Here is a 22,121-nt window from a genome sequence, read left to right on the forward strand (position 1 = left end):
CCTAAATTTCCCAGGTATTTCAAGATGCTCTAGAAACCTCGCGACAAAACCCACATCTGGAAACCAAATGAGATAATAGCGAGGTTATTAATATTTAATTAATAAAGGGATATAAGCCAGCAGAAAGGCAGCTTATGTTATTACTGGTAATGCAATAAACTATTTTAGTCTGAGATTACCATGCATCTCGATAATCAAATGCAATAAAGTAATCGTAGTTATCTATTGCAATGATGTTTTTAAAATATGGTTGAATAGATGTTATCCAGCTCGGTGCCACATCAAACTCCCCATTGTTCATCGTATCATCCAAAGGAAGCTCTAATCGCTCGATGATAGTGTCATCATCCCCAAAATCCTTAGAGTATTCCGTACCAACAAATACATTAGTTGTCTTATCAAACCAAGTTAATCGTAATTTGAGTCCCATAAATTACCTCATAGATAGTCTTTAATATTACGCCCTTTTGGATCAGGACCTTTCAGTTGTTTTCCAGTTTTTGGGTCGAATGACCCTAAGTGTTTGCCATCACTGGTACGGTATCCTTCAAGTTCGCCATGCTGTGAGTCCCACTCATAGATCTTTTGGCCTTTATCGCCATACCAACGGGTACGCCGACCAGCGCCCCCTTTCCTTGGCTTATTAAAATAAACATACACCGGCTCCAGCCCCGACTCTGCCGGGAACCAGATGATGCAATAAAGAGAATGTTAATATTTAATTAACTAATGGATATAAGCCATCAGAATATTGGCTTATGTTATTACTGGTAGTGTAATTAACTATTTAATCCTGAGATCACTACTCATCTCGATAATAAAATGAAGTTTGATAGTCATATCATGAAGTATTAATTCGATGAGAAAAATACTTCTGAATGATAGACATCCAATATTCTTCAATATCAAACCCTCCATTATTAATATTATTTTCAATCTGCAAACCTAATTGTTCAGTAACTGAGCCATCAGATTGAAGATCTGCCGAATATTCTTCGCTCTTACATAACTCAGTTTTTTATCAAACCAGTCTAAATGCAGTTTTAGCCCCATGATGCACCTCAAAAAATACTTTTATATTAATATCAGAATAAACAATCGTCAAAAAACCCAGTAACATCCTTGTTCACTGGGAATTAATTATGACAAATCATTAGTAATGTTAAATATTATTCAGTATCGTATTTTTTATCGGTTACGAATTTCGGCTCTTTCCAGTTAGGCCCTTTGAGGGTATGTCCTTTCTCATCCTCAGCCAGCTTACCTTCTTTTATTAGCCTCTGATATGTAAATAAGAGTTCCCGGTCAGCTACCACATCAAAACGATATCTTACATACATCCGATCAATGCCTTGATATGCTGTATTAGGAGTGAACGCTAATAGAACATCTTCAACTGTTTCATTTTGAATTATTTTTTCCATACTTGACATCATTTATCTCCTAAATAATTTTTTAACTCTGCTTTGATATATGCGTCCTCAGCTTCAGGCGTATATAAAGGATGCGTTTTTTCATTAACCTTATAGTCTTCCAGAGTCGCGGTATGAGCATCATTCCAAACAGAATTATCATTAATGCCATCCGACACACCTAGCGTACGATATCGTTCTAGCTCTCTGATTTCATGAGTATAGAAACGTTTATCAATATCGGTGGCCTCGAGTTCACCCGTCAAGATTAGCTCCAACCGATCGATCATCAACTTATTATCCTCTAACTCACCAAAACGCTTTGTGTGTAGTTTTATCTTATCCACTCCAGCTTGATTAATTTTTATGTCCTTCCAGTTCAGGTTTTGAATAGAACCGCCAGCTTTATCCGGATTAAAATCACGACCGCTATATTTACCTTTAGCCGTAGTTTTACCATAAGGGCTGTTAAAATAAACATACACCGGCTCCAGCCCCGACTCTGCCGGGAACCAGATGATATAATCGTGGAAATCCCCCTCGTCCAACTGCGGCAACGGCAAAATGGTCGGCGTGGCCACAGGCTGAATTTCTATCTCACCCGTATGCTGTGGGCTGATCGGAGCACTGTCGGGTGGCGATAATACTGAGCTGACTTCCGCCCCCGGTGGCTCTGCTGGAGTAAAAATAAATGTTCGTGGCGGTGTGCTGTCGGTGATGAAGGTATAAACACCTTTCGATTTATCGAACTCCGCTGCACCGATTTTTACTTTAGCAGGCACATGGGCAACGCCGGTTTTTACCACATAAATATCCAGCCTACCGTCATGATCCCTCATCAAAATCCGCACAGGCAGATCAATTTCGCCCTGTCGCGGCAAACGGATTCTGGACGAGTATCCAATACGCGCTAGGTTAACACTGCCTGCTAACGCCAGCGGGCTATCCCATTGCTTTGAATGTTCAGCATCTTCTCCAGACTCCCGCTGATAGAACCCTGTGGCAAGAATTACCGCCAGTGGCTCGACCACCGACTGAGTAGCGAGGCGGTTAAGCTGCTGCTGCGCCTTCTGATATGACTCGTTCAATCCAGAGGCTACTTCTGGTGCTAAAGTCACAGAGACCTTTCCCCCTGCCACAAAGCCGTGTTGCGGTAACTGCCACCGATGAAGCACAGGTAAAGAGAATGTATTGCGTCGAATAAATACCTGCCAGCTATGTAATGCCGCCTGAGCTTGTTGTTTAGTGTCTCCGTCTGCAGAAAATATTTCGGTTTTAACCAATTGCCATTCTAACTCTGCAGTTATTCGCCGCTCTTCAAGCTGCTGTAGTTTCGCCTCTTCTGCAATTAATCTTTTACTTTCATAAAATTGCCATTTTGCTTCTTCGAAAGTTAATTGCTCGTCCTTAATACGCCACTGTTCTGCGGTATCTGTCGTCAGTCGTGGGTTGGTAACTCGCTGCTGCCAGGCTGCAATCTCTGCTACCTGTCGCTCGTTCCTGATGCGTTCCCGTTCTGCCCACTCTGCAGCCCACCTTGCATTCAAAATACGTTGCCTTTCGACCTCCTCTGCTGCCAGTCGTAGATTCTCTATACGCTGTCGCTCTGCAACCTCTACTGCCAGTTGTGCTGCCTCTGCGGCCAACCGTTCATTTTCAATACGTTGCTGTTCTGCGATTCCAAGTTCAGCATTAACAGATTGTTGCAGTACTAACTGTGTTTCATATTTGGCTCTTAGCTCTACGAGCCGATAATTTATCGCATTGACCTCCTCTTGTTTCACAAGAGCCAGTGCCCTTAAGTCACGCCGTTCATAGCGGTATTTAAATGCCCATTTATTATCACGCCCTCCAAAAGCGTTATATTGTTGCCATATATTAGCCTCTTCCTGTTTCAATAAAGGAATATGGCTTTCAAGTAATATGATATGTGCGGCTATTTCTGTAACTTGCTTATCCGTCAGTGTTTTTTTCAGCTTTAATTCATCTAGCGCAGAGCTAAACGACTGTGTCATCGCCCTTTCAGCCACTTCCAGTTCATTCCGCGCTATATCATAGGTATTGCGCGCTTCCTGCATCAGCTCATCAGCATTGGTTATTCGGATGACAGAGAGATACAGCGGTTCAATACCCGTGCTGTCGGGGAAAACGATAATGGCATCGCGACTATGGCGGCCAACTGGAAGGCTAAATTCTTTGGGAGCCGCATTCTCAATCAGCGTCACTGCGGGCCTTGCTGCTGGCTGTGTTGGCGCAGGGATATTAATAGGCATCGTATCAACTACACTGATATGTATCGGTGTGATACCCGGAATGGCTGCGGTAAAGACATCTGGCCTTGTCGTCGTAACGGCCTTAATGACAGGTACTCGTTGTATGGCTATCGGTGCTTTAATCAGCACCGCTTTCTGTACTCCCTCTTCCGTCACATCACTGATCCGAATATTAACCGCAGTATCAGCCACTACTTTTAATGTTTCTTTCGGTATATCCGTAACTCTGTTGGCGGGAAGTGTCGAAGTGGTGAAGAACTGCCCTATCAGCGGGTCAGACGCTATTTTTGACGGTATCATGCCCATAACTGCTACACCGACCGGGCTGGTGCGCATGGCCCACGATCCCACTCTGGCTAAATGACCTTCGATAAACGCAGCCACTGCTGGAAGACGGCTTAAAGTCACCCCCCAATGCCCATCAATTAAGGTGATAACGGCTGGCATCCCTCCCACAGCCATATAGGTTTGTAGTTCCGGGTTTTGCGCCAGATTTGCAGGAGTTGCCTGACTACTACGATCGCCACCACGCCCCCCACCTCGTTGACTACTATGGCCGAATTGGCTTGGGCTGTAATGATGGATAGCACCATAGGGCGTTTGTGACGTCCCCCATCCTTGACCACGGTTAGAGCCTGGTCCACCTGGCCCTGCCGGCCCTCCTTTAACCCCACCCGTTGGGCCACGAGCACCGTGGCCGGTGGTATTACTGTGTCCTTCTCCCATATCTTATTTCCTTATTTGTTTTTAATTTCCATAATGAATACGTATTTTCGACGAATATATTGACTGCTTATACCTCCAGATATTTATCTGTTATCACAATCACTCTTTATACATTTCCAGTGAAATATCAGATTGTGTTATGCATCCTTCAATAAAACTCTCAGCCATCTGTAATTGACGCCTAATTTCACGTTCGTTATATTTTTTTAACCGGGCAATTGAAGACTTTGACTGACCATAAACATAATGGCGCACAATAAGCTCCAGCTCTTTTTCTCTTGAAGCTCGTTGTAAATTACCAATGATATTATCAAGCGCTAACCCGTCATTATCACAACAGGATGCTGCTACCTTATCTCCTGCTACTAAGCCTTTAAATCCATTGGCAACATGCGGATAATCAAGATGGGAATGCTCTCTAGCCCAAACACCCCATCGGGCCAGAATAGTTTGAATATCACTCATCGCTTTTCTCCTTTTTATATTTAAAATCCTTCTTATGATGTAATTAACATCAGCCAGAGTAATTTCATAAAACAAAAAGGCCTCACTAATTAGCGAGGCCTATTTATTATCAACGAAATAATTTTGTGATTTAGAAAATCAAAAAGCAGACATTGTTGGTGAGGTGTTTAACCACGATTAACACCTTACAAGAGTTTTATCGGGCCGTGATAGTATTAATTTACGAAATATTCTCCTGACCTAAATGCAGTTAATCTGAAATAAAAAAGCCCCCCGTTACTGGGAGGCTTAATATCAAATAACACACTACAGTCGGTTATTAACCGGCAACTGCGATACGTTTCATATCGGTCATATAGCCACGCAGCTTATGGCCTACAGCTTCGATTGGGTGATTACGAATAGCTTCGTTGACATCACGCAGCTGAGCATTATCTACCGCAGTTCCGGCAACACTTTTGCCTAAATCGCCCGCTTGCAGAGAATCCATAAACTTGCCTTTCAGCAATGGCACAGCTGCATTAGCGAACAGATAGTTACCGTATTCTGCGGTATCAGAGATAACCACGTTCATTTCATATAAACGTTTACGTGCAATAGTGTTGGCAATCAGTGGCAATTCATGCAGAGATTCGTAATAAGCAGATTCTTCAATAATGCCAGAATCAACCATAGTTTCGAATGCCAACTCAACACCGGCTTTCACCATGGCAATCATCAACACGCCGTAGTCGAAATATTCTTGTTCAGAGATTTTACCTTCAAACTGTGGCGCATTCTCAAATGCAGTTTTGCCGGTCTCTTCACGCCAGTTCAGCAATTTCTTATCGTCATTGGCCCAATCAGCCATCATACCGCTGGAGAATTCACCAGAGATAATGTCATCCATATGTTTCTGGAACAGTGGGGCCATGATCTCTTTCAGTTGCTCAGACAGTGCATAAGCACGCAGTTTAGCCGGATTGGACAAACGGTCCATCATCAGCGTAATCCCGCCTTGTTTCAATGCTTCGGTGATAGTTTCCCAACCAAATTGAACCAGTTTTTCAGCATAAGCGACGTCAGTGCCTTCAGAAACCAGCTTATCGAAGCACAACAGTGAACCGGCCTGCAACATACCGCACAGGATAGTTTGCTCGCCCATCAGGTCTGATTTAACTTCAGCAACAAATGAGGATTCCAACACACCAGCACGGTGACCGCCGGTAGCCGCCGCCCAAGCCTTGGCAATCGCCATGCCTTCGCCTTTAGGGTCGTTTTCTGGGTGAACCGCGATCAATGTCGGCACACCAAAACCACGTTTATATTCTTCACGAACTTCTGTGCCAGGGCATTTCGGTGCAACCATCACCACGGTGATATCTTTACGGACTTGCTCACCCACTTCTACGATGTTGAAACCATGAGAATAACCCAGAGCGGCACCATCTTTCATCAGTGGTTGAACTGCCTGAACCACTGCGGAGTGCTGCTTGTCTGGCGTCAAGTTAACAACCAAATCAGCCTGTGGGATCAGTTCTTCGTAAGTACCTACTTTGAAACCGTTTTCGGTCGCTTTACGCCATGAAGCACGCTTTTCAGCAATCGCTTCTTTACGCAGGGCGTAAGCAACATTCAGACCGGAATCGCGCATGTTCAAACCCTGGTTCAGGCCTTGTGCGCCACAGCCGACAATCACCACTTGTTTACCTTTCAGGTAGCCTGCTTCATCGGCGAATTCATCTCGTGCCATAAAGCGACACTTACCTAATTGCGCCAACTGCTGACGCAGGTTCAATGTGTTGAAATAGTTAGCCATGTTATTGCTCCGTTCGGGTTCTGTTTTGTGGGTGCAGCTATTTTTTTAGCGACTGCAAACGAATGTGGTGTTTGTGTGCTGATACAGTTTTTTTCACATCCCCTGTCTGTATCGGGGATTGTCTTGAACTCACTATATGACAGGAAACTCATTGCTGAAATTGATATATTAACAATGTGATATTGCAAATTCTGCAATGTGGGCTATTTTTCGAGCAATACACTGCATCTTCTCACCCCAGAGGCACTCTGTGATGGACTTACGCGACCTGAAATTATTTCTGCATTTAGCTGAAAGCCGCCATTTTGGCCGCACCGCCAAAGCGATGCATGTCAGCCCATCCACCCTGTCGCGCCAGATCCAGCGCCTGGAAGAGACCATCGGCCAACCGCTGTTTTTACGCGATAATCGCACAGTACAGCTGACGGATGCCGGCACTCAATTGAAAGCCTTCGCTCAGCAAACATTGCTGCAATATCAACAATTGCGCCATGCATTAGGCCAGCACGGGCCATCTCTAAGTGGTGAGCTACGGCTATTTTGTTCCGTTACCGCAGCCTACAGCCATTTGCCGCCAATTCTCGACCGCTTTCGTGCACGCCACCCACTGGTTGAAATTAAACTTACCACCGGTGATGCCGCCGATGCGGTAGATAAAGTGCAATCAAATGAAGCGGATCTGGGGATTGCCGGTCGCCCTGAAGTCTTACCCACCAGTGTGGCTTTTACCCAAATTGGTGAGATCCCGTTGGTGTTAATTGCCCCGGCGCTACCATGTGCCGTGCGGTCGCAGATATCAGTTGATCAGCCAGATTGGGCCACGATTCCGTTTATTCTGCCGGAGCATGGCCCGTCGCGAAAACGCATTGATTTGTGGTTTCGCCGCCAGCGCATCACTAACCCATTAATTTATGCCACAGTTTCCGGTCATGAAGCTATTGTATCTATGGTGGCTCTAGGCTGTGGTGTGGCACTGATTCCATCGGTGGTGGTAGATAACAGCCCAGAACCGGTGCGCAATCGTATTTCTCTGTTGGATGATGTTTCGTTGGTCGAGCCATTTGAATTAGGGGTTTGCGTGCAGAAAAAGCGGCTCAATGAGCCGCTAATTGAAGCGTTCTGGGCATTGTTGTAGTTTACAGTCGAGAAGCATAATTCATCACAGGAACCAGATTCCTCGGCCCTATATTTAAATGACTACTAATAATTGTGTCTCCAGGAGCAGGATTGATCTCTTTTGCTGGGAAACTGTTTATCGAATCGGCTAGTTGATTGATATCACTCACGGAGTGATTCAAAATAGCTGCACTAAAAGACTCACTAATCATTTCGTCAGCAGCATTAAACTTTTGCTCAACTCGCTCAATCACATTATTTTTAGCGTCAAATTTCTGTAGTATTTTAACTGTCCCGGTCAAATTTACTTTTTTGTTTATAGGATCATAGTCATAAGTTACCACAACACTCATATTCTTATTATTCGCAGAGTCAAATTTCTGGATAACGTTATTAATTGTATTCGTAGCTGAATCAAATGTTTTTATCTTGATAATTTTATTATTTACCGCATCTACTCGTTCTGTTGTGACAATTTCTCTAACGACTTTATCTCTATTCATCGTTGTTTCAATCGTCTTACTAAATCCTTTCTTTGCGTAAGACTCTACTGAATATTGCAATGGTTCCGAACGACGATTCAACAACGTGGCAGGCATATAATCAGGTAGCGATGGTATAACTGATGACTTAATCGATGCTAATAATTCACTCATATAAAACTCCATTATATTATCGTTAGATTAAATAGCTCAATAACCATAATCACTGACAAATAAACTTTAATAAAAGTAGCATTAGCTCTAATAAGCTAACGGCAATAATTATATTACGCGGTAATAACATAGAGTTTTATTTATAATACTTATTTAGCAAAGATAGATAAGAAGATAAAAGGCAGAAAATACGAATAAAAAAACCAGAGATTATTGTCTCTGGATTTTTTATTCGTACGACTAAGTATTTACTGACTGAAAATCAACCTGCCAGGAAGAACTTAAACGCCGGGTTATTGGTTTCATCATGGCAATCGTAACCCAATGCCGTTAGATGCTGTTCAAATTGTGGTTCAGAGTCCGATAACTCAAACCCTGCCAACACCCGACCAAAATCAGTTCCATGACTACGATAGTGGAACAGAGAGATATTCCAGTGGGTACCTAAGGTATGCAGAAACTTCAGTAATGCGCCCGGTGATTCTGGGAATTCGAAACTGAACAGCCGCTCTCGCAGTGGTTTGGAAGGACGCCCGCCGACCATATAACGCACATGCAGCTTGGCCATTTCATCATCAGATAAATCCACCACCTGATAACCTTTACCCTGCAATTCAGCCAGGATTTCAGCCCGCTCAGCATAACCACGGGTCAGTCGCACCCCGACGAAAATACAGGCGTTATCTGCGTCAGCATATCGGTAGTTGAACTCGGTGACGGAGCGCCCCCCCAGTAACTCACAAAAACGCAGGAAACTGCCTTTTTGCTCTGGGATGGTCACCGCCAGCAAGGCTTCGCGCTGCTCGCCAAGTTCACAGCGCTCTGATACATAACGCAAACCATGGAAGTTGACGTTAGCACCTGAAAGCACATGAGCCAGGCGTTCGCCTTGAATATTATGTTGCTGTACGTACTTTTTCAGCCCTGCCAGCGCCAAAGCACCCGATGGCTCAGCAATAGCGCGTACATCTTCAAACAAATCTTTTACTGCCGCACAAATTGCATCACTGTCGACGGTGATCACTTCGTCCAGATATTCCTGACACAGGCGAAATGGCTCATCACCGATGCGCTTAACCGCGACACCTTCGGCGAACAACCCGACACGAGCCAGATCGACCGGCTTGCCTGCATCCAATGCAGCGCGCAAGCAGGCTGAATCTTCCGCTTCGACACCAATGACTTTAATCTGCGGCATCAATTGTTTGATAAGCACCGCCACACCAGCCACCAGCCCACCACCACCGACCGGAACAAACACCCGATCAAGGTGTGCATCTTGCTGGAGTAACTCCATCGCCAGCGTTCCTTGCCCGGCAATTACTGCCGGATGGTCGAACGGCGGCACAAAGGTGTAGCCCTGCAACTGAGACAGTTCAATCGCTTTGCCTTTGGCTTCATCGAAATTAGCACCAAACAACAGCACCTCTCCGCCAAAACCACGCACCGCATCCACTTTGATGTCAGCAGTTGCGACCGGCATAACGATCAGCGCTTTAATACCGAGCTTGCTGGCCGAAAGCGCTACCCCTTGCGCATGATTACCGGCAGAAGCCGTTATCACACCACAGGCTTTCTGTTCCGCGGTCAGGCCAGCCAGCATCGCGTAAGCGCCGCGTAGTTTAAAACTGTGCACGGGTTGCCTGTCTTCGCGCTTAACCAAAATGGTGTTACCCAAGCGCGAAGAGATTTTTTCCATCACTTGTAGTGGGGTGACTTGCGCCACCTCATACACCGGTGCGCGCAATATCGCCCGCAGATATTCTGCCCCATCAGGGGCAGTTGATAAGGGTTGTGATACCGCCATGAGTATTAGCCTCCCAGCTTACTTTTGTCGCGCACAGCACCTTTATCAGCACTGGTTGCCAGTAAGGCATAAGCACGTAGCGCATAAGAAACCTGACGTTCGCGTGCTTTCGGTGTCCATGCCGCATCACCTCGCGCTAATTCTGCTTCACGGCGTGCAGCCAGTTCAGTATCACTGACGTCCAGCTTCATGGCGCGGTTTGGAATATCAATATCGATGATATCGCCGTCTTGCACCAAAGCAATCAACCCACCGCTGGCGGCTTCTGGCGAAGCATGACCGATGGATAGGCCTGAAGTCCCGCCCGAGAAACGGCCATCGGTTAACAATGCACAGCTTTTGCCTAATCCCATCGATTTCAGGTAAGTGGTCGGATACAGCATTTCCTGCATTCCTGGCCCACCTTTCGGCCCTTCGTAACGGATAACAACCACATCACCCGCAACCACTTTGCCACCCAAAATAGCGGCAACAGCATCATCCTGACTCTCATAGACTTTGGCTGGGCCACGGAAGGTTAAGCTGTCTTTATCCACACCTGCGGTTTTGACGATTGAACCATTCTCTGAAAGATTGCCATACAACACCGCTAAACCACCATCTTGGCTGTAAGCATGTTCGCGAGTACGAATACAACCCTCTTGGCGGTCGGTATCCAATGAAGGGAAGCGGCAATCCTGTGAGAAGGCTTTCGTGGTACGGATGCCAGCCGGGCCTGCGGAGTACATCTGCTTGACCCCTTCGTCTTTGGTTAGCATCACATCATAGGCTTCCAGCGTTTGCGGCAAGTTCAGACCCAATACGTTTTTCACTTCGCGGTTCAGCAAGCCCGCCCGGTCCAACTCACCCAAAATTCCCACCACACCACCGGCGCGATGCACATCTTCCATATGGTATTTCTGAGTGCTCGGTGCCACTTTGCACAAATGCGGCACTTGACGGGACAGACGATCGATATCGCTGATATCGAAATCAATATCCCCTTCCTGCGCTGCAGCCAGCAAATGCAACACGGTATTGGTAGAACCGCCCATGGCGATATCCAGCGTCATGGCATTTTCAAACGCCGCTTTGTTGGCAATGCTACGCGGCAAGGCGCTGATATCATCTTGTTCGTAATAGCGCTTAGTCAATTCAACAATGTGTTTACCCGCATCCAGGAAAAGCTGCTTACGATCAGCATGGGTTGCCAGTAATGAACCATTACCCGGCAACGCCAGTCCCAGCGCCTCATTCAGGCAGTTCATCGAGTTGGCGGTAAACATCCCGGAACAGGAACCGCAGGTTGGGCAAGCGGAGCGCTCAATCTGCTCGCTGTCGGCATCGCTGACATTCGGGTTTGCCCCCTGAATCATGGCATCGACCAAGTCCAGCTTGATAATTTTATCGGATAATTTGGTTTTACCGGCTTCCATCGGGCCACCGGAAACAAAGATCACCGGAATATTCAGGCGCAGAGATGCCATCAGCATCCCCGGGGTAATTTTGTCGCAGTTAGAGATACATACCATGGCATCCGCACAGTGGGCGTTAACCATGTATTCAACGGAGTCGGCAATCAATTCACGTGAAGGCAGTGAATAGAGCATGCCGCCGTGGCCCATCGCGATCCCATCATCCACCGCAATAGTGTTGAACTCTTTAGCCACACCGCCAGACGCTTCAATTTGCTCCGCTACCAGCTTTCCTAAGTCGCGCAAATGAACGTGGCCCGGTACAAACTGGGTAAATGAGTTAACTACTGCAATAATCGGTTTGCCGAAGTCATCATCGGTCATACCGGTTGCGCGCCACAATGCGCGGGCGCCAGCCATATTGCGGCCATGAGTGGTGGTATGGGAACGGTACTTAGGCATTGTCTCTTCACTCCAGATTTTTGTATTGCAAATCAATTTGTTGTTGCAGATATAACCTGTTGCAGGTGGCGAACGAACCACCTGCCGATCCTGTCTGTCAGTTTTTATTTATTATGGATTGATCGGGTCCAACCAGCCCCATTTATCCTCGGTTTCACCGGTGAACAGGCCAAAGAACGCTTGTTGAATTTTGGCTGTGATCGGGCCACGTTTACCAATACCCACCTGAATACCGTCCACGCTACGCACTGGAGTGATTTCTGCCGCAGTACCCGACATAAAGACTTCATCCGCCAGATAGAGAGATTCACGCGACAGCACTTGCTCACGCACTTCTAACCCCATATCTTTCGCCAGTTTGATAATGGCATCACGGGTAATGCCTGGCAAAGCAGAAGAGGTAAACGGTGGTGTAAACAGGATGCCATCTTTCACTTCGAATAGGTTCTCACCCGCCCCTTCAGACAGGAAACCATGGATATCCAGTGCAATCCCTTCCTGATAACCGTGACGACGCGCTTCACTGCCCACTAGCAAGGAAGAGAGGTAATTACCACCGGCTTTAGCCGCAGTTGGAATAGTGTTAGGTGCTACACGGTTCCATGAAGAAACCATCGCATCAATACCTTGCTCGAGCGCTTCTGCGCCCAGATAAGCACCCCACGGGAAAGCGGCAATAATTACGTCAGTTTTATAGCCATCTGGCGGGTTCACACCCATGCCGACATCACCGATAAACACTAGCGGGCGAATATAGGCGCTGGTCAGATTGTTTTTGCGCAACGTTGCGCGACAAGCTTCCATCAGCTCATCAACAGACTGAGAAACTGGCATGCGGTAAATTTTGGCTGAGTCATGCAGGCGCTGCATATGTTCGCGGTGACGGAAAACAACCGGCCCTTTATGGGAGTTGTAGCAACGGACACCTTCGAAGACTGACGTGCCATAGTGTAACGCGTGAGACATCACATGAACTTTCGCCTCTGCCCACGGAACCATTTCACCGTTAAACCAAATAAAATCAGCTTTCTTCGTCATTCTTTTCTTTCCTTGTGGCGCATCAGGCGCGTATCTGTAATGTATTAGGTTGTAGGATCTCGACGCAGGCGACATCCATAAGCTTACTCAGCTGTGAAGACAGTAAATCGACAGGTCGCCCGCTGGCAACGGTCAATTCAATATTAATATTCTCAGCATTAATCATTGGTGACATATTCATAGCACAAACCTGAAAGCCGCGGTGCCGCACAACCCGCAATACACGCTCTAACATCTCAGGGCGGAAGCGGGCTTGGATTGAGATTTGATGTTGTATCATGAGACTTTCTCCAGCATGGTTTCATTGCCTGCGCCTGGCGGCACTAACGGCCAAACGTTTTCGAGTTCGTCGATGGAAACCTGGAGCAGATAAGGGCCTTCGCTGTTAAACAGCGCATCCAGAGCGGCGTCGACTTGGTCTTTACGGGTGATACGCTGGCCGGGGATATTGAAAGCACTGGCCAGTGTGATGAAATCGGGGTTATCAGAAAGATTGGTTTCGCTATAACGTCCATCAAAAAACAGTTGCTGCCACTGTCGAACCATACCCAATCGCTGGTTATCCAACAGCACGATTTTCAGCGGCAACTGTTTTCGTTTTATCGTGCCCAACTCCTGAACATTCATCATAAACGAGCCGTCACCAGAGACACAGATAACCATATCATCTGGACGAGCCATTTGTGCGCCAACAGCGGCGGGTACGCCAAAACCCATGGTGCCCAAACCACTCGAGGTGATGAAATTCTCAGGGCGGGTAAAGTTCATATGCTGCGCCGTCCACATCTGGTGCTGCCCCACGTCAGTGGTGACCACTGTCTGTGGCGCTTTGCGATCAGAAATCTGCTTGAGCAATAACGGGGCATAAATCGCCTGACCGGGGTGGTCATAACGCCAGCTATGCTGTTGTTTTAAGGCGATGACCTCATCACGCCACGGCTGAATATTCAGTGGTTGCTGCAAAGCAGGCAGCAATACTTTCAAATCTCCTTGCAACGCAACATGCACCTGACGCAATTTACCCAGCTCAGCCGGGTCGATATCCATATGGATAACTTTGGCTTTCGCGGCGAATGTATTCAGCTTGCCAGTGACGCGATCATCAAAACGCGCGCCTACGGCTATCAATAAATCACAATCCTGCACCGCAAAGTTTGCCGCTTTGGTGCCGTGCATCCCCAACATTCCCAAATAGCACGGGTGCCCGGTATCCGGCGCGCCCAAACCTTTCAAGGTAGCCACCGCAGGAATGCCGGTCACGTCGATAAACTTGCGTAAAGCAGGAACGGCCTGCGCCATACCCACGCCACCACCGACATACAGCATCGGTTTTTTAGCCGTCGCCAGCATGTCCAAAGCTTGTTGTAATTCAGCGGCGGAATCAATCAGGTATTCTTCGACTGGCATCAAATGCGGGGTCAGTTCCCCGACAGCCAACTGAATATCTTTTGGAATATCGATTAACACAGGCCCAGGGCGACCGCTGGTGGCGATAGCAAAGGCTTCAGCCATGATGGTTGGCAGCGCATCTAATGATTCAACCAGAAAGCTGTGTTTAGTACAGGCCAGAGAGAGGCCCAAGACATCAATCTCTTGGAAAGCATCGGTGCCGATTAACGCGGATCCAACCTGACCGGTGATGGCGATAACCGGTACAGAATCAAGCAAAGCATCAGCCAAACCAGTGATCAGATTAGTGGCTCCGGGGCCGGAAGTGGCGATACACACCCCGACTTTACCGGTTGCACGCGCATAACCAATTGCGGCAATGGCGGCGCCCTGCTCATGGCGGCAGAGCAGATGCTCAACACCCCCATCATACAAAGCATCATAGACGGGCATAATCGCCCCACCCGGATAGCCGAATACCGTATCAACACCCTGCGCACGCAACGCTTGAACCACCCACTGAGCACCATTCATAGTTATTTCCCCGACCTTTTGCGGGAGGCACAGGATTTTATTCTGTTGTGCATTTTATGTTCCTCGCGTCTTTTAACCGACCAATAAAAAAACCCCCGGACCTTTCGGTGCGGGGGTTCTCTTGAGATTAAGGCTTGATTTTTATGCCTTTCTTCGTCCAAGTGCAGCCCCGCACGGTGGGATAATAATCACCACCACGCTAATTAGGACTAGGTTAATCACTTGGAAAATCGCTTTCATAATTTGGTTGTTCATCTGTCTAGTGTCGAACGAATACCTACAGAGTTATCACAGTTATTGGTTGCCTGACAATATTTATTTAAATTATTATTTTGTGATCGCGAATACAAAACACAATAAATATATTATTTATCAATCAGTAAAACCCACATCAATGCTTTGGTCTTTTTTCTGCGCGCTATGCCGCAATTTTTGATTTTGATACTTCCGTTGCAATGAAAACCTCGCGTGCACTTTCGCAAATCAATCCTTTTCTTCGGCATTAAAAAAAATCCTCGGGCACTCTATTGCGACCCCCAACACCAAGAACGCATTACGGCGAAGGAAAGCGCTATGTCATTGGCAACGATTTATACCCGCGCCACATTAGGTATTCAGGCTCCTTCAGTCACAGTTGAGGTTCATATCAGCAATGGACTGCCAGGATTGGTTTTGGTTGGATTACCAGAAACCACAGTAAAAGAGGCCCGAGACAGAGTCCGCAGCGCATTAATCAATAGCGGTTTCACCTTTCCAGCCAAACGGATCACCGTCAGTCTGGCTCCGGCCGATTTGCCCAAAGAAGGAGGCCGTTACGATCTCCCTATCGCTTTGGCGATATTGGCTGCGTCAGAACAGATTCCTGCGGATAAATTAACGCACTATGAGTTCTTGGGTGAACTCGCCTTATCAGGGGTGCTAAGGCGCATTAGCGGCGCAATTCCGGCCGCACTCGCCAGCAGTCAGGCTCAGCGACAGTTAATTTTGCCATCAGAGAACAGTCTTGAGATTGGGTTAATTGCACAAGGCAACAGCAGGGTTGCAGATCACTTGTTAGCAGTGTGCAGTTTTTTACAAGGCGAAAATACACTCCCGCGAGGTCAACCTCTTGAAGCAATTCAAGATTGTGACAACTGCCTCGATTTACAAGATATCATCGGCCAATCACAAGCCAAACGGGCGCTAGAGATAACCGCGGCCGGTCGACATAACCTGCTACTACTTGGGCCGCCGGGTACGGGGAAAACCATGCTGGCAAATCGATTAACTGGCTTACTACCACCATTGACCGATCAAGAAGCACTTGAGGCTGCGGCCATTAATGGCTTGTCACACAGTAATGAATTACCAGCCCAATGGCGCTGCCGGGCTTTTCGCGCACCACATCATAGTGCATCAATGGCCGCTCTCATTGGCGGAGGTTCAATTCCTCGCCCCGGAGAAATATCACTGGCACACAATGGCGTTCTTTTTCTGGACGAACTGCCGGAGTTTGAGCGTCGGGTACTGGATTCATTGCGTGAACCATTGGAATCGGGGGAAATTATCATTTCCCGAGCGGCCGCCAAAGTCTGTTTCCCTGCCAGAGTGCAATTGATTGCCGCAATGAACCCTAGCCCCAGCGGCCATTATCAAGGCATTCATAACCGCGCACCACCACAGCAAGTTTTGCGCTATCTGGCAAAGTTGTCTGGCCCGTTTTTGGACCGATTTGACTTATCGATAGAAGTGCCATTACTCCCCGCAGGGATGCTGGGAACACAAAAACATCAGGGAGAAAATAGCAAAACTGTCAGGCAACGAGTATCACAAGCCCGAAAAAGACAATTAGATAGGGCGGGGAAGACAAACAAGCAGCTTAATAGCCAAGAGATAGCTGAATATTGCTATTTAGCACCAGAGGATGCGGCTTTTCTCGAACAAGTTCTACTGAAACTCGGGCTATCAGTGCGAACCTGGCACCATATCTTGAAAGTGGCACGGACCATTGCAGATCTGGCACAGGAAGATAATATTCAAAAAAATCATCTTTCAGAAGCTCTGAGCTATCGTTGTATGGATCGCTTGCTTTCGCAGTTGCACAAAAGTCTAATGTAAAAAAGGGAACCAAAGCCCCCCTTTTTAACCACGATGCTTATATCCAATGTCATTGAAGCTGCAAACCCCTGATTCCAGTTCTCTGCAGCTCTAAGAACAGAGTACTAGTCGTCGCTATCGGTGTAATCTTCTACTGCGTCCATCTGTGGCTTGCCGCCGGACAGCGTATGGAAACGTTTAGGGCGACGCGTCCGAGTCACATATTTGGACCAGACTTTTTCTTCGGCGCTGGCTGGCTCACGCTCACCGCGGCAAACAGCAACGAACAGCTGTTCTTCTTCCGTTACAGGCTCGCGTTTCCCGAGATCAAGTTCGTTAAAAGCATAACCGTGGCGCTCTAGTAATTGCGCCTCTTTAATGGTGAAATCGCCGTGACGCGAGAACCCGCGAGGATAATGTTTATTATCAAAAAAACGATTGGTCGTGATGAAGCTATCCGCCATCTGACACGCTCCTAATTCTCTCATGGTCGTGCTGTTTATGGCGCGGAGTATTAGATAGGCTTGACATCGTGTAAAACAAAACATTTAAATCTTAACGACAAAAAAAATTGGAGATGGGTGTGGATACCGAATTACTGAAAACCTTTTTGGAGGTCAGTAGAACTCGTCACTTTGGTCGCGCAGCTGAATCTTTGTACTTAACGCAGTCGGCGGTGAGTTTTCGTATCCGTCAGTTGGAAAATCAATTAGGTGCAAATTTATTCACTCGTCATCGCAATAATATTCGTCTGACCCCGGCAGGTGAACGGCTACTGCCTTATGCCGAAACACTGATGGGGACTTGGCAGTTGGCCAAAAAAGAGGTGGCACACTCGCTGCAACACACTGAATTATCTATTGGTGCAACTGCGTCACTTTGGGAGGCTTACCTTACCCCGTGGTTGCAACAACTCTATAAACAACGGGAAGCATTACGCCTTGAAGCACGTATCGCATTGCGCCAATCATTGGTGAAACAGTTGCACGAACGGCAATTGGATTTATTGATAACGACTGAACCCCCTAAAATGGATGAGTTGGCCAGCCTACTGTTAGGGCATTTTTCATTGCGTTTGTTCTCCTCAGTTCCCTTTGAGTTACCGGAAAAAACTGACGATGAATCCGAGCATAAAAATGCAAGTGAAGCGCCATATATCAAACTTGAATGGGGGGCGGACTTCCATCAACAAGAAAGCCGTTTACTCAATAGCGAGCAGATGCCGGTGCTGACCACGACGTCAGCCCATTTAACCCGGCAGCTGTTGGATACCACCGGTGCTTGTGCTTTTCTGCCAGAACATTGGCAAAAGGAATATCCCAAATTGGTCGTCAATGTCGATATCCCGCCTATCGTGCGGCCACTGTATGCCGTTTGGTTGCAAAACAGTGACCAGCAAACATTAATTCGACAGTTATTAAAAACACCTATGAATAACGCAGCCCAAAGCGCTATACGGGATTAAGAGGGGGTGACTGAGGGCGAGCACGACGATTCAAATAAAAAGCACTCATCGCCTTCTGAATGGCAATAAAGCTAAATAATAGAATTCCGATGACAATCTTGGTCCACCATGAACTGAGCGTGCCATCAAAAGTGATGTAACTCTGTATCAGGCCTTGAATCAGAACACCGAACAAAGTGCCGAAAACCGTACCAATCCCGCCGGTAAGCAGTGTGCCACCAATCACGACAGCAGCAATGGCATCCAACTCAACACCACTGGCTGCTAATGCATAACCTGCGGAGGTGTAGAGGGAGAATACAATCCCTGAGAGAGCAGCCAGAGTACTCGATAGCATGTATATTTTTATCGTCGTTTGTCTGACCGGAACCCCCATCAGGGCCGCTGAAACACTGTTACCCCCAATGGCGTAAACGTTATGACCAAAGCGTGTACGATGGGCCAGTAAAATACCAAACGCCACAACCAATAGCATAATCAAGGCAAGCAGTGTAAATCGCCCACCACCGGGAACTTTCCAGGCATAATTTGCCAGCGTGCTATAAATCGGGTGATCAATGGGAATTGACTCTTCAGACACAATAAAGCTCATGCCTCGGACAAAAAACATCCCGGCAAGAGTGATGATAAATGCAGGAAGTTTCAGGGAATCAATAATCCATCCCATGAACGCTCCAAACATCGACCCCATCACTAAAACAATGGCGAAAGCATACATTGGGTGAATACCATAAGTACCGATTAGTTTTGCCAATAGCACGCCAGTAAACGCAATGACTGAACCGACAGATAAATCAATGCCGCCAGACAAAATAACAAAGGTCATGCCTACAGCAACAATGCCCAAAAAGGCATTATCAGTCAGTAAGTCACACCAAACGCGGGTGGAAGAAAAACTGGGAAACTGACTGAGACAAAAGGCATATCCCAGAATAAAAACGGCGATAGTAATCAGCAAAGGAATATTACGCTTTAACATTATTTTCGCCTCCGGAAGATATGGCTCAATGAGATCATCGGTGACTGCACCACCAATACGGCTAATACCACAATGGCTTTAAGCACCAGATTGAATTCCGGTTGGTAGCCAGAAAGCAAAATCCCAGTATTCATACCCTGAATAATCAAAGCACCAATCACAGAGAGCAAAAGGTTAAAACGTCCGCCCATCAAGGATGCACCGCCAATGACCACCGCCAGAATAGCATCCAACTCCAACCATAAACCGGCATTATTAGCATCTGCACCACGGATATCAGCGGTCACGATAATGCCTGCAACTGCCGCACAGATCCCACAAATGACATATACCGAAATCAGCACCAAACGAGTACTGACCCCCGCATTCCGTGCCGAACGTAAGTTGATACCAACAGACTCAATAAACAACCCTAGTGCCGTTTTACGCGTCAATAACCACACAATAATCAGCATGCTAAATGCAATGACCACAGACATTGGCATATACATTAAGGTGCTGCTGCCTAACTCCGCCAACCCGCCGCTATCAAATGTGACAATCTGGCCTTCGGTAATCAGTTGAGCTATACCTCGCCCTGCAACCATTAACATCAAGGTGGCTACAATCGGCTGAATCTGTAACACCGCCACTAAAAATCCATTCCATAATCCACACAGCGCCCCGACTGCGAGTGCGGCAGCCAACACAGTGAAGAAAGGGTGACCAGCACTAGTGAGTGTGGCTGCAGTGGCACCGGCAATCGCCATCACCGCTCCAACAGATAAATCAATGCCTCCGGTTGCGATCACTAACGTCATTCCGAGTGCTAACAATGCAACGGGTGCACCTCGGTTTAAGATATCAATCACACTGCCAAACAGCCGTCCATCCTGGATATGAATTGAGAAAAAGTGTGGAGCAACCAAACTATCAATCAATAAAATAACTATCAGAGCACCAAACTGCGTGGCACCTTTCGGCAAGACCCATTTCACTTTGCTCGGCCTTTGCGGCATAGATAGGCTCCTGTTTCCCATGAAATAACTCCTTATTGCACCGCTATCGCCTGCATGATGGCAGGAACAGAAATCTCATCGTGATCGAGTTGTGCAATATGGCGGCGATCTCGCAAAACAATGACGCGATCGGCGTAACCTGCTAATTCCTCTAATTCGGAAGAGATAATGAGTAGCGCCAACCCCTCATCACACAACTTTTCAATTAAACGGATAATCTCTGCATGCGCCCCCACATCAATGCCCCGGGTCGGTTCATCTAAAATCAGAAAGCGAGGTTTTGTAGCTAACCAGCGGGCTAATAATACTTTTTGCTGGTTTCCACCAGAGAGATATTGAATTTGCTGCTCAGGGCCTGGAGTACGGATACCCAATTGCTGGATAAAATCTTCTGTAATTTGAGTTTGTTCACGTATGGAAATTGGCCTCAACCACCCGCGCTGGGCCTGTAGAGCCAAAATAATGTTTTCTCGTACCGTCGCAGCCCCCACAATGCCGTCAGTTTTACGATCTTCCGGGCAATAACCAAAACCATATTTCGACGCTTTACGTGGCGTTCTAATCTTAACCGGCTTGCCCTGAATTTTGGCTTCGCCAGTATCAGGTGTGGTGACTCCGAAAATTAACTGCGCAGTTTCCGTGCGACCCGAGCCAAGTAGCCCGGCCAGGCCGACAATTTCACCAGGAGAAACAGATAAATCGAAATTCTCCACGACACCTCGCCGGCTATAGTTTTTAAATTCAACTAATGGGTTATTTACCGCAATATTATGTTCGCTACGTTTTAATAATTGTTCATCAAAGCTATGGCCTAGCATCATCTGAACTAATTCAATGCGAGGAAGTTCTGTCGTGTTTTTTGTACCAACGAGCTTGCCATTACGCAAAACAGTAATACGGTCACTGACACGATAGACTTGATCGAGGAAGTGAGTCACGAAAACCATACCAATACCTTGATCACGCAGTTGCCGCAAAATATCCAATAACATACTGACTTCTTTAGCATCTAAACTTGCCGTCGGCTCATCCAGAATCAATACCTTAGCGGATAGATCAACAGCCCGAGCAATAGCGACAATCTGTTGTATTGCAATAGAAAAATCAGCCAAAGGCCGCTGAACATCTAACTCCAGACCATAGCCTTTCAGTAATATTGTTGCTTGTTGATTCATCGCGCGATGATCAATTAATCCCCAACGCAATGGTTCACGGCCAATAAAGAGATTTGCTGCAATAGATATATTGGGGAGTAAATTGACCTCTTGATAAACTGTACCAATACCCATTTTTTGGGCATCTGCTGTATCAATAGGACAAATGGCTACACTATCTAAATAGACTTCGCCGGCGGCTCGCTTATAGACCCCGGTTAATGCTTTAATTAACGTCGATTTTCCTGCGCCATTCTCTCCCAGTAAAGCCACAACTTCACCGCGCCGCAAAGAGAAATCCACAGAATCCAATGCCTTAACACCAGGAAATTCAACTGACAAGCCACGGACTTCTAGCAGTGTTTCCATCAGATGTACC

At 46.9% G+C, this 22,121-nt stretch carries 19 protein-coding genes and 2 pseudogenes; 3 read left to right on the plus strand and 18 right to left on the minus strand.

The features are described from left to right. Positions 1-175: 175 nt before the first annotated feature. The 7 genes and pseudogenes from ACF3VQ_RS20255 to ilvC form a co-directional block, all read right to left on the minus strand. Entirely contained in the window at positions 176-430 is a 255-nt protein-coding gene (locus ACF3VQ_RS20255) for a colicin E3-like toxin immunity protein (protein WP_392432722.1), read from the minus strand. A gap of 8 nt (positions 431-438) precedes the next feature. After that, positions 439-684: pseudogene (locus tag ACF3VQ_RS20260) on the minus strand (colicin E3/pyocin S6 family cytotoxin); the annotation flags it as partial. Positions 685-841: 157 nt separating this feature from the next. Continuing rightward, positions 842-958, minus strand: a pseudogene (locus tag ACF3VQ_RS20265) (colicin E3-like toxin immunity protein); the annotation flags it as partial. Positions 959-1,169: 211 nt separating this feature from the next. Then, complete coding sequence (locus ACF3VQ_RS20270) at positions 1,170-1,433, minus strand: immunity protein (RefSeq protein WP_392435733.1); 264 nt, start codon at positions 1,431-1,433, stop codon at positions 1,170-1,172. Beyond that, the gene (locus ACF3VQ_RS20275) at positions 1,433-4,411 is read right to left on the minus strand and encodes an S-type pyocin domain-containing protein (RefSeq protein WP_392432723.1); all 2,979 of its coding nucleotides are present in this window, start codon (positions 4,409-4,411) and stop codon (positions 1,433-1,435) included. Before ACF3VQ_RS20275 ends, ACF3VQ_RS20270 begins: the two co-directional genes overlap by 1 nt. 99 nt (positions 4,412-4,510) lie before the next feature. Continuing rightward, on the minus strand, positions 4,511-4,876 hold the full coding sequence (locus tag ACF3VQ_RS20280; protein WP_392432724.1) for an antiterminator Q family protein: 366 nt from the start codon (positions 4,874-4,876) through the stop codon (positions 4,511-4,513). 319 nt (positions 4,877-5,195) lie between these two features. Further along, positions 5,196-6,674: a ketol-acid reductoisomerase gene (gene ilvC, locus ACF3VQ_RS20285; RefSeq protein ID WP_392432725.1), complete on the minus strand. Its 1,479-nt coding sequence runs from the start codon at positions 6,672-6,674 to the stop codon at positions 5,196-5,198. A gap of 253 nt (positions 6,675-6,927) precedes the next feature. Here ilvC and ilvY point away from each other — a divergent pair, with 253 nt between their 5' ends. After that, entirely contained in the window at positions 6,928-7,809 is an 882-nt protein-coding gene (gene ilvY, locus ACF3VQ_RS20290; protein WP_392432726.1) for an HTH-type transcriptional activator IlvY, read from the plus strand. 1 nt (position 7,810) lies between these two features. Here the strand turns inward: ilvY and ACF3VQ_RS20295 are convergent, their stop codons facing one another. The 7 genes from ACF3VQ_RS20295 to ilvL form a co-directional block, all read right to left on the minus strand. Then, entirely contained in the window at positions 7,811-8,446 is a 636-nt protein-coding gene (locus ACF3VQ_RS20295) for a hypothetical protein (RefSeq protein WP_392432727.1), read from the minus strand. Positions 8,447-8,708: 262 nt separating this feature from the next. Further along, positions 8,709-10,253 carry a threonine ammonia-lyase, biosynthetic gene (ilvA, locus tag ACF3VQ_RS20300; protein ID WP_050160537.1) on the minus strand — a complete coding sequence of 515 codons (1,545 nt, stop codon included), beginning with the start codon at positions 10,251-10,253 and terminating at the stop codon, positions 8,709-8,711. A gap of 5 nt (positions 10,254-10,258) precedes the next feature. Beyond that, the gene (ilvD, locus tag ACF3VQ_RS20305; RefSeq protein ID WP_392432728.1) at positions 10,259-12,109 is read right to left on the minus strand and encodes a dihydroxy-acid dehydratase; all 1,851 of its coding nucleotides are present in this window, start codon (positions 12,107-12,109) and stop codon (positions 10,259-10,261) included. 111 nt (positions 12,110-12,220) lie between these two features. Next, positions 12,221-13,147, minus strand: coding sequence for a branched-chain amino acid transaminase (locus ACF3VQ_RS20310; protein ID WP_392432729.1), 927 nt, complete (start codon positions 13,145-13,147; stop codon positions 12,221-12,223). Between the two features lie 22 nt (positions 13,148-13,169). After that, the gene (ilvM, locus tag ACF3VQ_RS20315; RefSeq protein ID WP_005176090.1) at positions 13,170-13,427 is read right to left on the minus strand and encodes an acetolactate synthase 2 small subunit; all 258 of its coding nucleotides are present in this window, start codon (positions 13,425-13,427) and stop codon (positions 13,170-13,172) included. Further along, positions 13,424-15,070, minus strand: a complete 1,647-nt coding sequence (gene ilvG / locus ACF3VQ_RS20320; protein WP_392432730.1) for an acetolactate synthase 2 catalytic subunit — start codon at positions 15,068-15,070, stop codon at positions 13,424-13,426. The genes ilvM and ilvG overlap by 4 nt, the downstream gene beginning before the upstream one ends. 141 nt (positions 15,071-15,211) lie before the next feature. Continuing rightward, positions 15,212-15,310 (minus strand): ilv operon leader peptide, encoded by a 99-nt coding sequence (ilvL, locus tag ACF3VQ_RS20325; protein WP_071530659.1) that lies wholly within the window; start codon positions 15,308-15,310, stop codon positions 15,212-15,214. Positions 15,311-15,643: 333 nt separating this feature from the next. On the opposite strand from ilvL, the gene ACF3VQ_RS20330 reads away from it, so the two are divergent. Continuing rightward, the gene (locus ACF3VQ_RS20330; protein ID WP_392432731.1) at positions 15,644-17,167 is read left to right on the plus strand and encodes a YifB family Mg chelatase-like AAA ATPase; all 1,524 of its coding nucleotides are present in this window, start codon (positions 15,644-15,646) and stop codon (positions 17,165-17,167) included. Positions 17,168-17,271: 104 nt separating this feature from the next. On the opposite strand, the gene ACF3VQ_RS20335 is transcribed toward ACF3VQ_RS20330, so the two are convergent. After that, entirely contained in the window at positions 17,272-17,610 is a 339-nt protein-coding gene (locus ACF3VQ_RS20335; RefSeq protein WP_392435736.1) for a DUF413 domain-containing protein, read from the minus strand. Between the two features lie 119 nt (positions 17,611-17,729). Between ACF3VQ_RS20335 and hdfR the strand changes: the two genes are divergently transcribed. Then, positions 17,730-18,611: an HTH-type transcriptional regulator HdfR gene (gene hdfR, locus ACF3VQ_RS20340; protein WP_392432732.1), complete on the plus strand. Its 882-nt coding sequence runs from the start codon at positions 17,730-17,732 to the stop codon at positions 18,609-18,611. Here the strand turns inward: hdfR and yjfF are convergent. Genes yjfF through ytfR form a run of 3 tightly spaced genes read right to left on the minus strand, consistent with a single transcriptional unit; the run spans position 18,598 to position 22,111 of the window. Further along, complete coding sequence (gene yjfF, locus ACF3VQ_RS20345) at positions 18,598-19,590, minus strand: galactofuranose ABC transporter, permease protein YjfF (RefSeq protein ID WP_392432733.1); 993 nt, start codon at positions 19,588-19,590, stop codon at positions 18,598-18,600. The genes hdfR and yjfF overlap by 14 nt on opposite strands. Next, the gene (ytfT, locus tag ACF3VQ_RS20350; protein ID WP_392432734.1) at positions 19,590-20,588 is read right to left on the minus strand and encodes a galactofuranose ABC transporter, ATP-binding protein YtfT; all 999 of its coding nucleotides are present in this window, start codon (positions 20,586-20,588) and stop codon (positions 19,590-19,592) included. Before ytfT ends, yjfF begins: the two co-directional genes overlap by 1 nt. 32 nt (positions 20,589-20,620) lie before the next feature. Further along, positions 20,621-22,111: a galactofuranose ABC transporter, ATP-binding protein YtfR gene (gene ytfR, locus ACF3VQ_RS20355; protein WP_392432735.1), complete on the minus strand. Its 1,491-nt coding sequence runs from the start codon at positions 22,109-22,111 to the stop codon at positions 20,621-20,623. Positions 22,112-22,121: the final 10 nt, after the last annotated feature.

Source organism: Yersinia fenwicki, assembly GCF_043099325.1.
Taxonomy (GTDB): domain Bacteria; phylum Pseudomonadota; class Gammaproteobacteria; order Enterobacterales; family Enterobacteriaceae; genus Yersinia.

Excerpts from the sequence above, each read along its gene's own strand:
- ACF3VQ_RS20255 (WP_392432722.1), bottom strand. The coding sequence starts at position 430 with ATGGGACTCAAATTACGATTAACTTGGTTTGATAAGACAACTAATGTA.
- ACF3VQ_RS20270 (WP_392435733.1), bottom strand. The coding sequence starts at position 1,433 with ATGTCAAGTATGGAAAAAATAATTCAAAATGAAACAGTTGAAGATGTT.
- ACF3VQ_RS20275 (WP_392432723.1), bottom strand. The coding sequence starts at position 4,411 with ATGGGAGAAGGACACAGTAATACCACCGGCCACGGTGCTCGTGGCCCA.
- ACF3VQ_RS20280 (WP_392432724.1), bottom strand. The coding sequence starts at position 4,876 with ATGAGTGATATTCAAACTATTCTGGCCCGATGGGGTGTTTGGGCTAGA.
- ilvC (WP_392432725.1), bottom strand. The coding sequence starts at position 6,674 with ATGGCTAACTATTTCAACACATTGAACCTGCGTCAGCAGTTGGCGCAA.
- ilvY (WP_392432726.1), top strand. The coding sequence starts at position 6,928 with ATGGACTTACGCGACCTGAAATTATTTCTGCATTTAGCTGAAAGCCGC.
- ACF3VQ_RS20295 (WP_392432727.1), bottom strand. The coding sequence starts at position 8,446 with ATGAGTGAATTATTAGCATCGATTAAGTCATCAGTTATACCATCGCTA.
- ilvA (WP_050160537.1), bottom strand. The coding sequence starts at position 10,253 with ATGGCGGTATCACAACCCTTATCAACTGCCCCTGATGGGGCAGAATAT.
- ilvD (WP_392432728.1), bottom strand. The coding sequence starts at position 12,109 with ATGCCTAAGTACCGTTCCCATACCACCACTCATGGCCGCAATATGGCT.
- ACF3VQ_RS20310 (WP_392432729.1), bottom strand. The coding sequence starts at position 13,147 with ATGACGAAGAAAGCTGATTTTATTTGGTTTAACGGTGAAATGGTTCCG.
- ilvM (WP_005176090.1), bottom strand. The coding sequence starts at position 13,427 with ATGATACAACATCAAATCTCAATCCAAGCCCGCTTCCGCCCTGAGATG.
- ilvG (WP_392432730.1), bottom strand. The coding sequence starts at position 15,070 with ATGAATGGTGCTCAGTGGGTGGTTCAAGCGTTGCGTGCGCAGGGTGTT.
- ilvL (WP_071530659.1), bottom strand. The coding sequence starts at position 15,310 with ATGAAAGCGATTTTCCAAGTGATTAACCTAGTCCTAATTAGCGTGGTG.
- ACF3VQ_RS20330 (WP_392432731.1), top strand. The coding sequence starts at position 15,644 with ATGTCATTGGCAACGATTTATACCCGCGCCACATTAGGTATTCAGGCT.
- ACF3VQ_RS20335 (WP_392435736.1), bottom strand. The coding sequence starts at position 17,610 with ATGGCGGATAGCTTCATCACGACCAATCGTTTTTTTGATAATAAACAT.
- yjfF (WP_392432733.1), bottom strand. The coding sequence starts at position 19,590 with ATGTTAAAGCGTAATATTCCTTTGCTGATTACTATCGCCGTTTTTATT.
- ytfT (WP_392432734.1), bottom strand. The coding sequence starts at position 20,588 with ATGCCGCAAAGGCCGAGCAAAGTGAAATGGGTCTTGCCGAAAGGTGCC.
- ytfR (WP_392432735.1), bottom strand. The coding sequence starts at position 22,111 with ATGGAAACACTGCTAGAAGTCCGTGGCTTGTCAGTTGAATTTCCTGGT.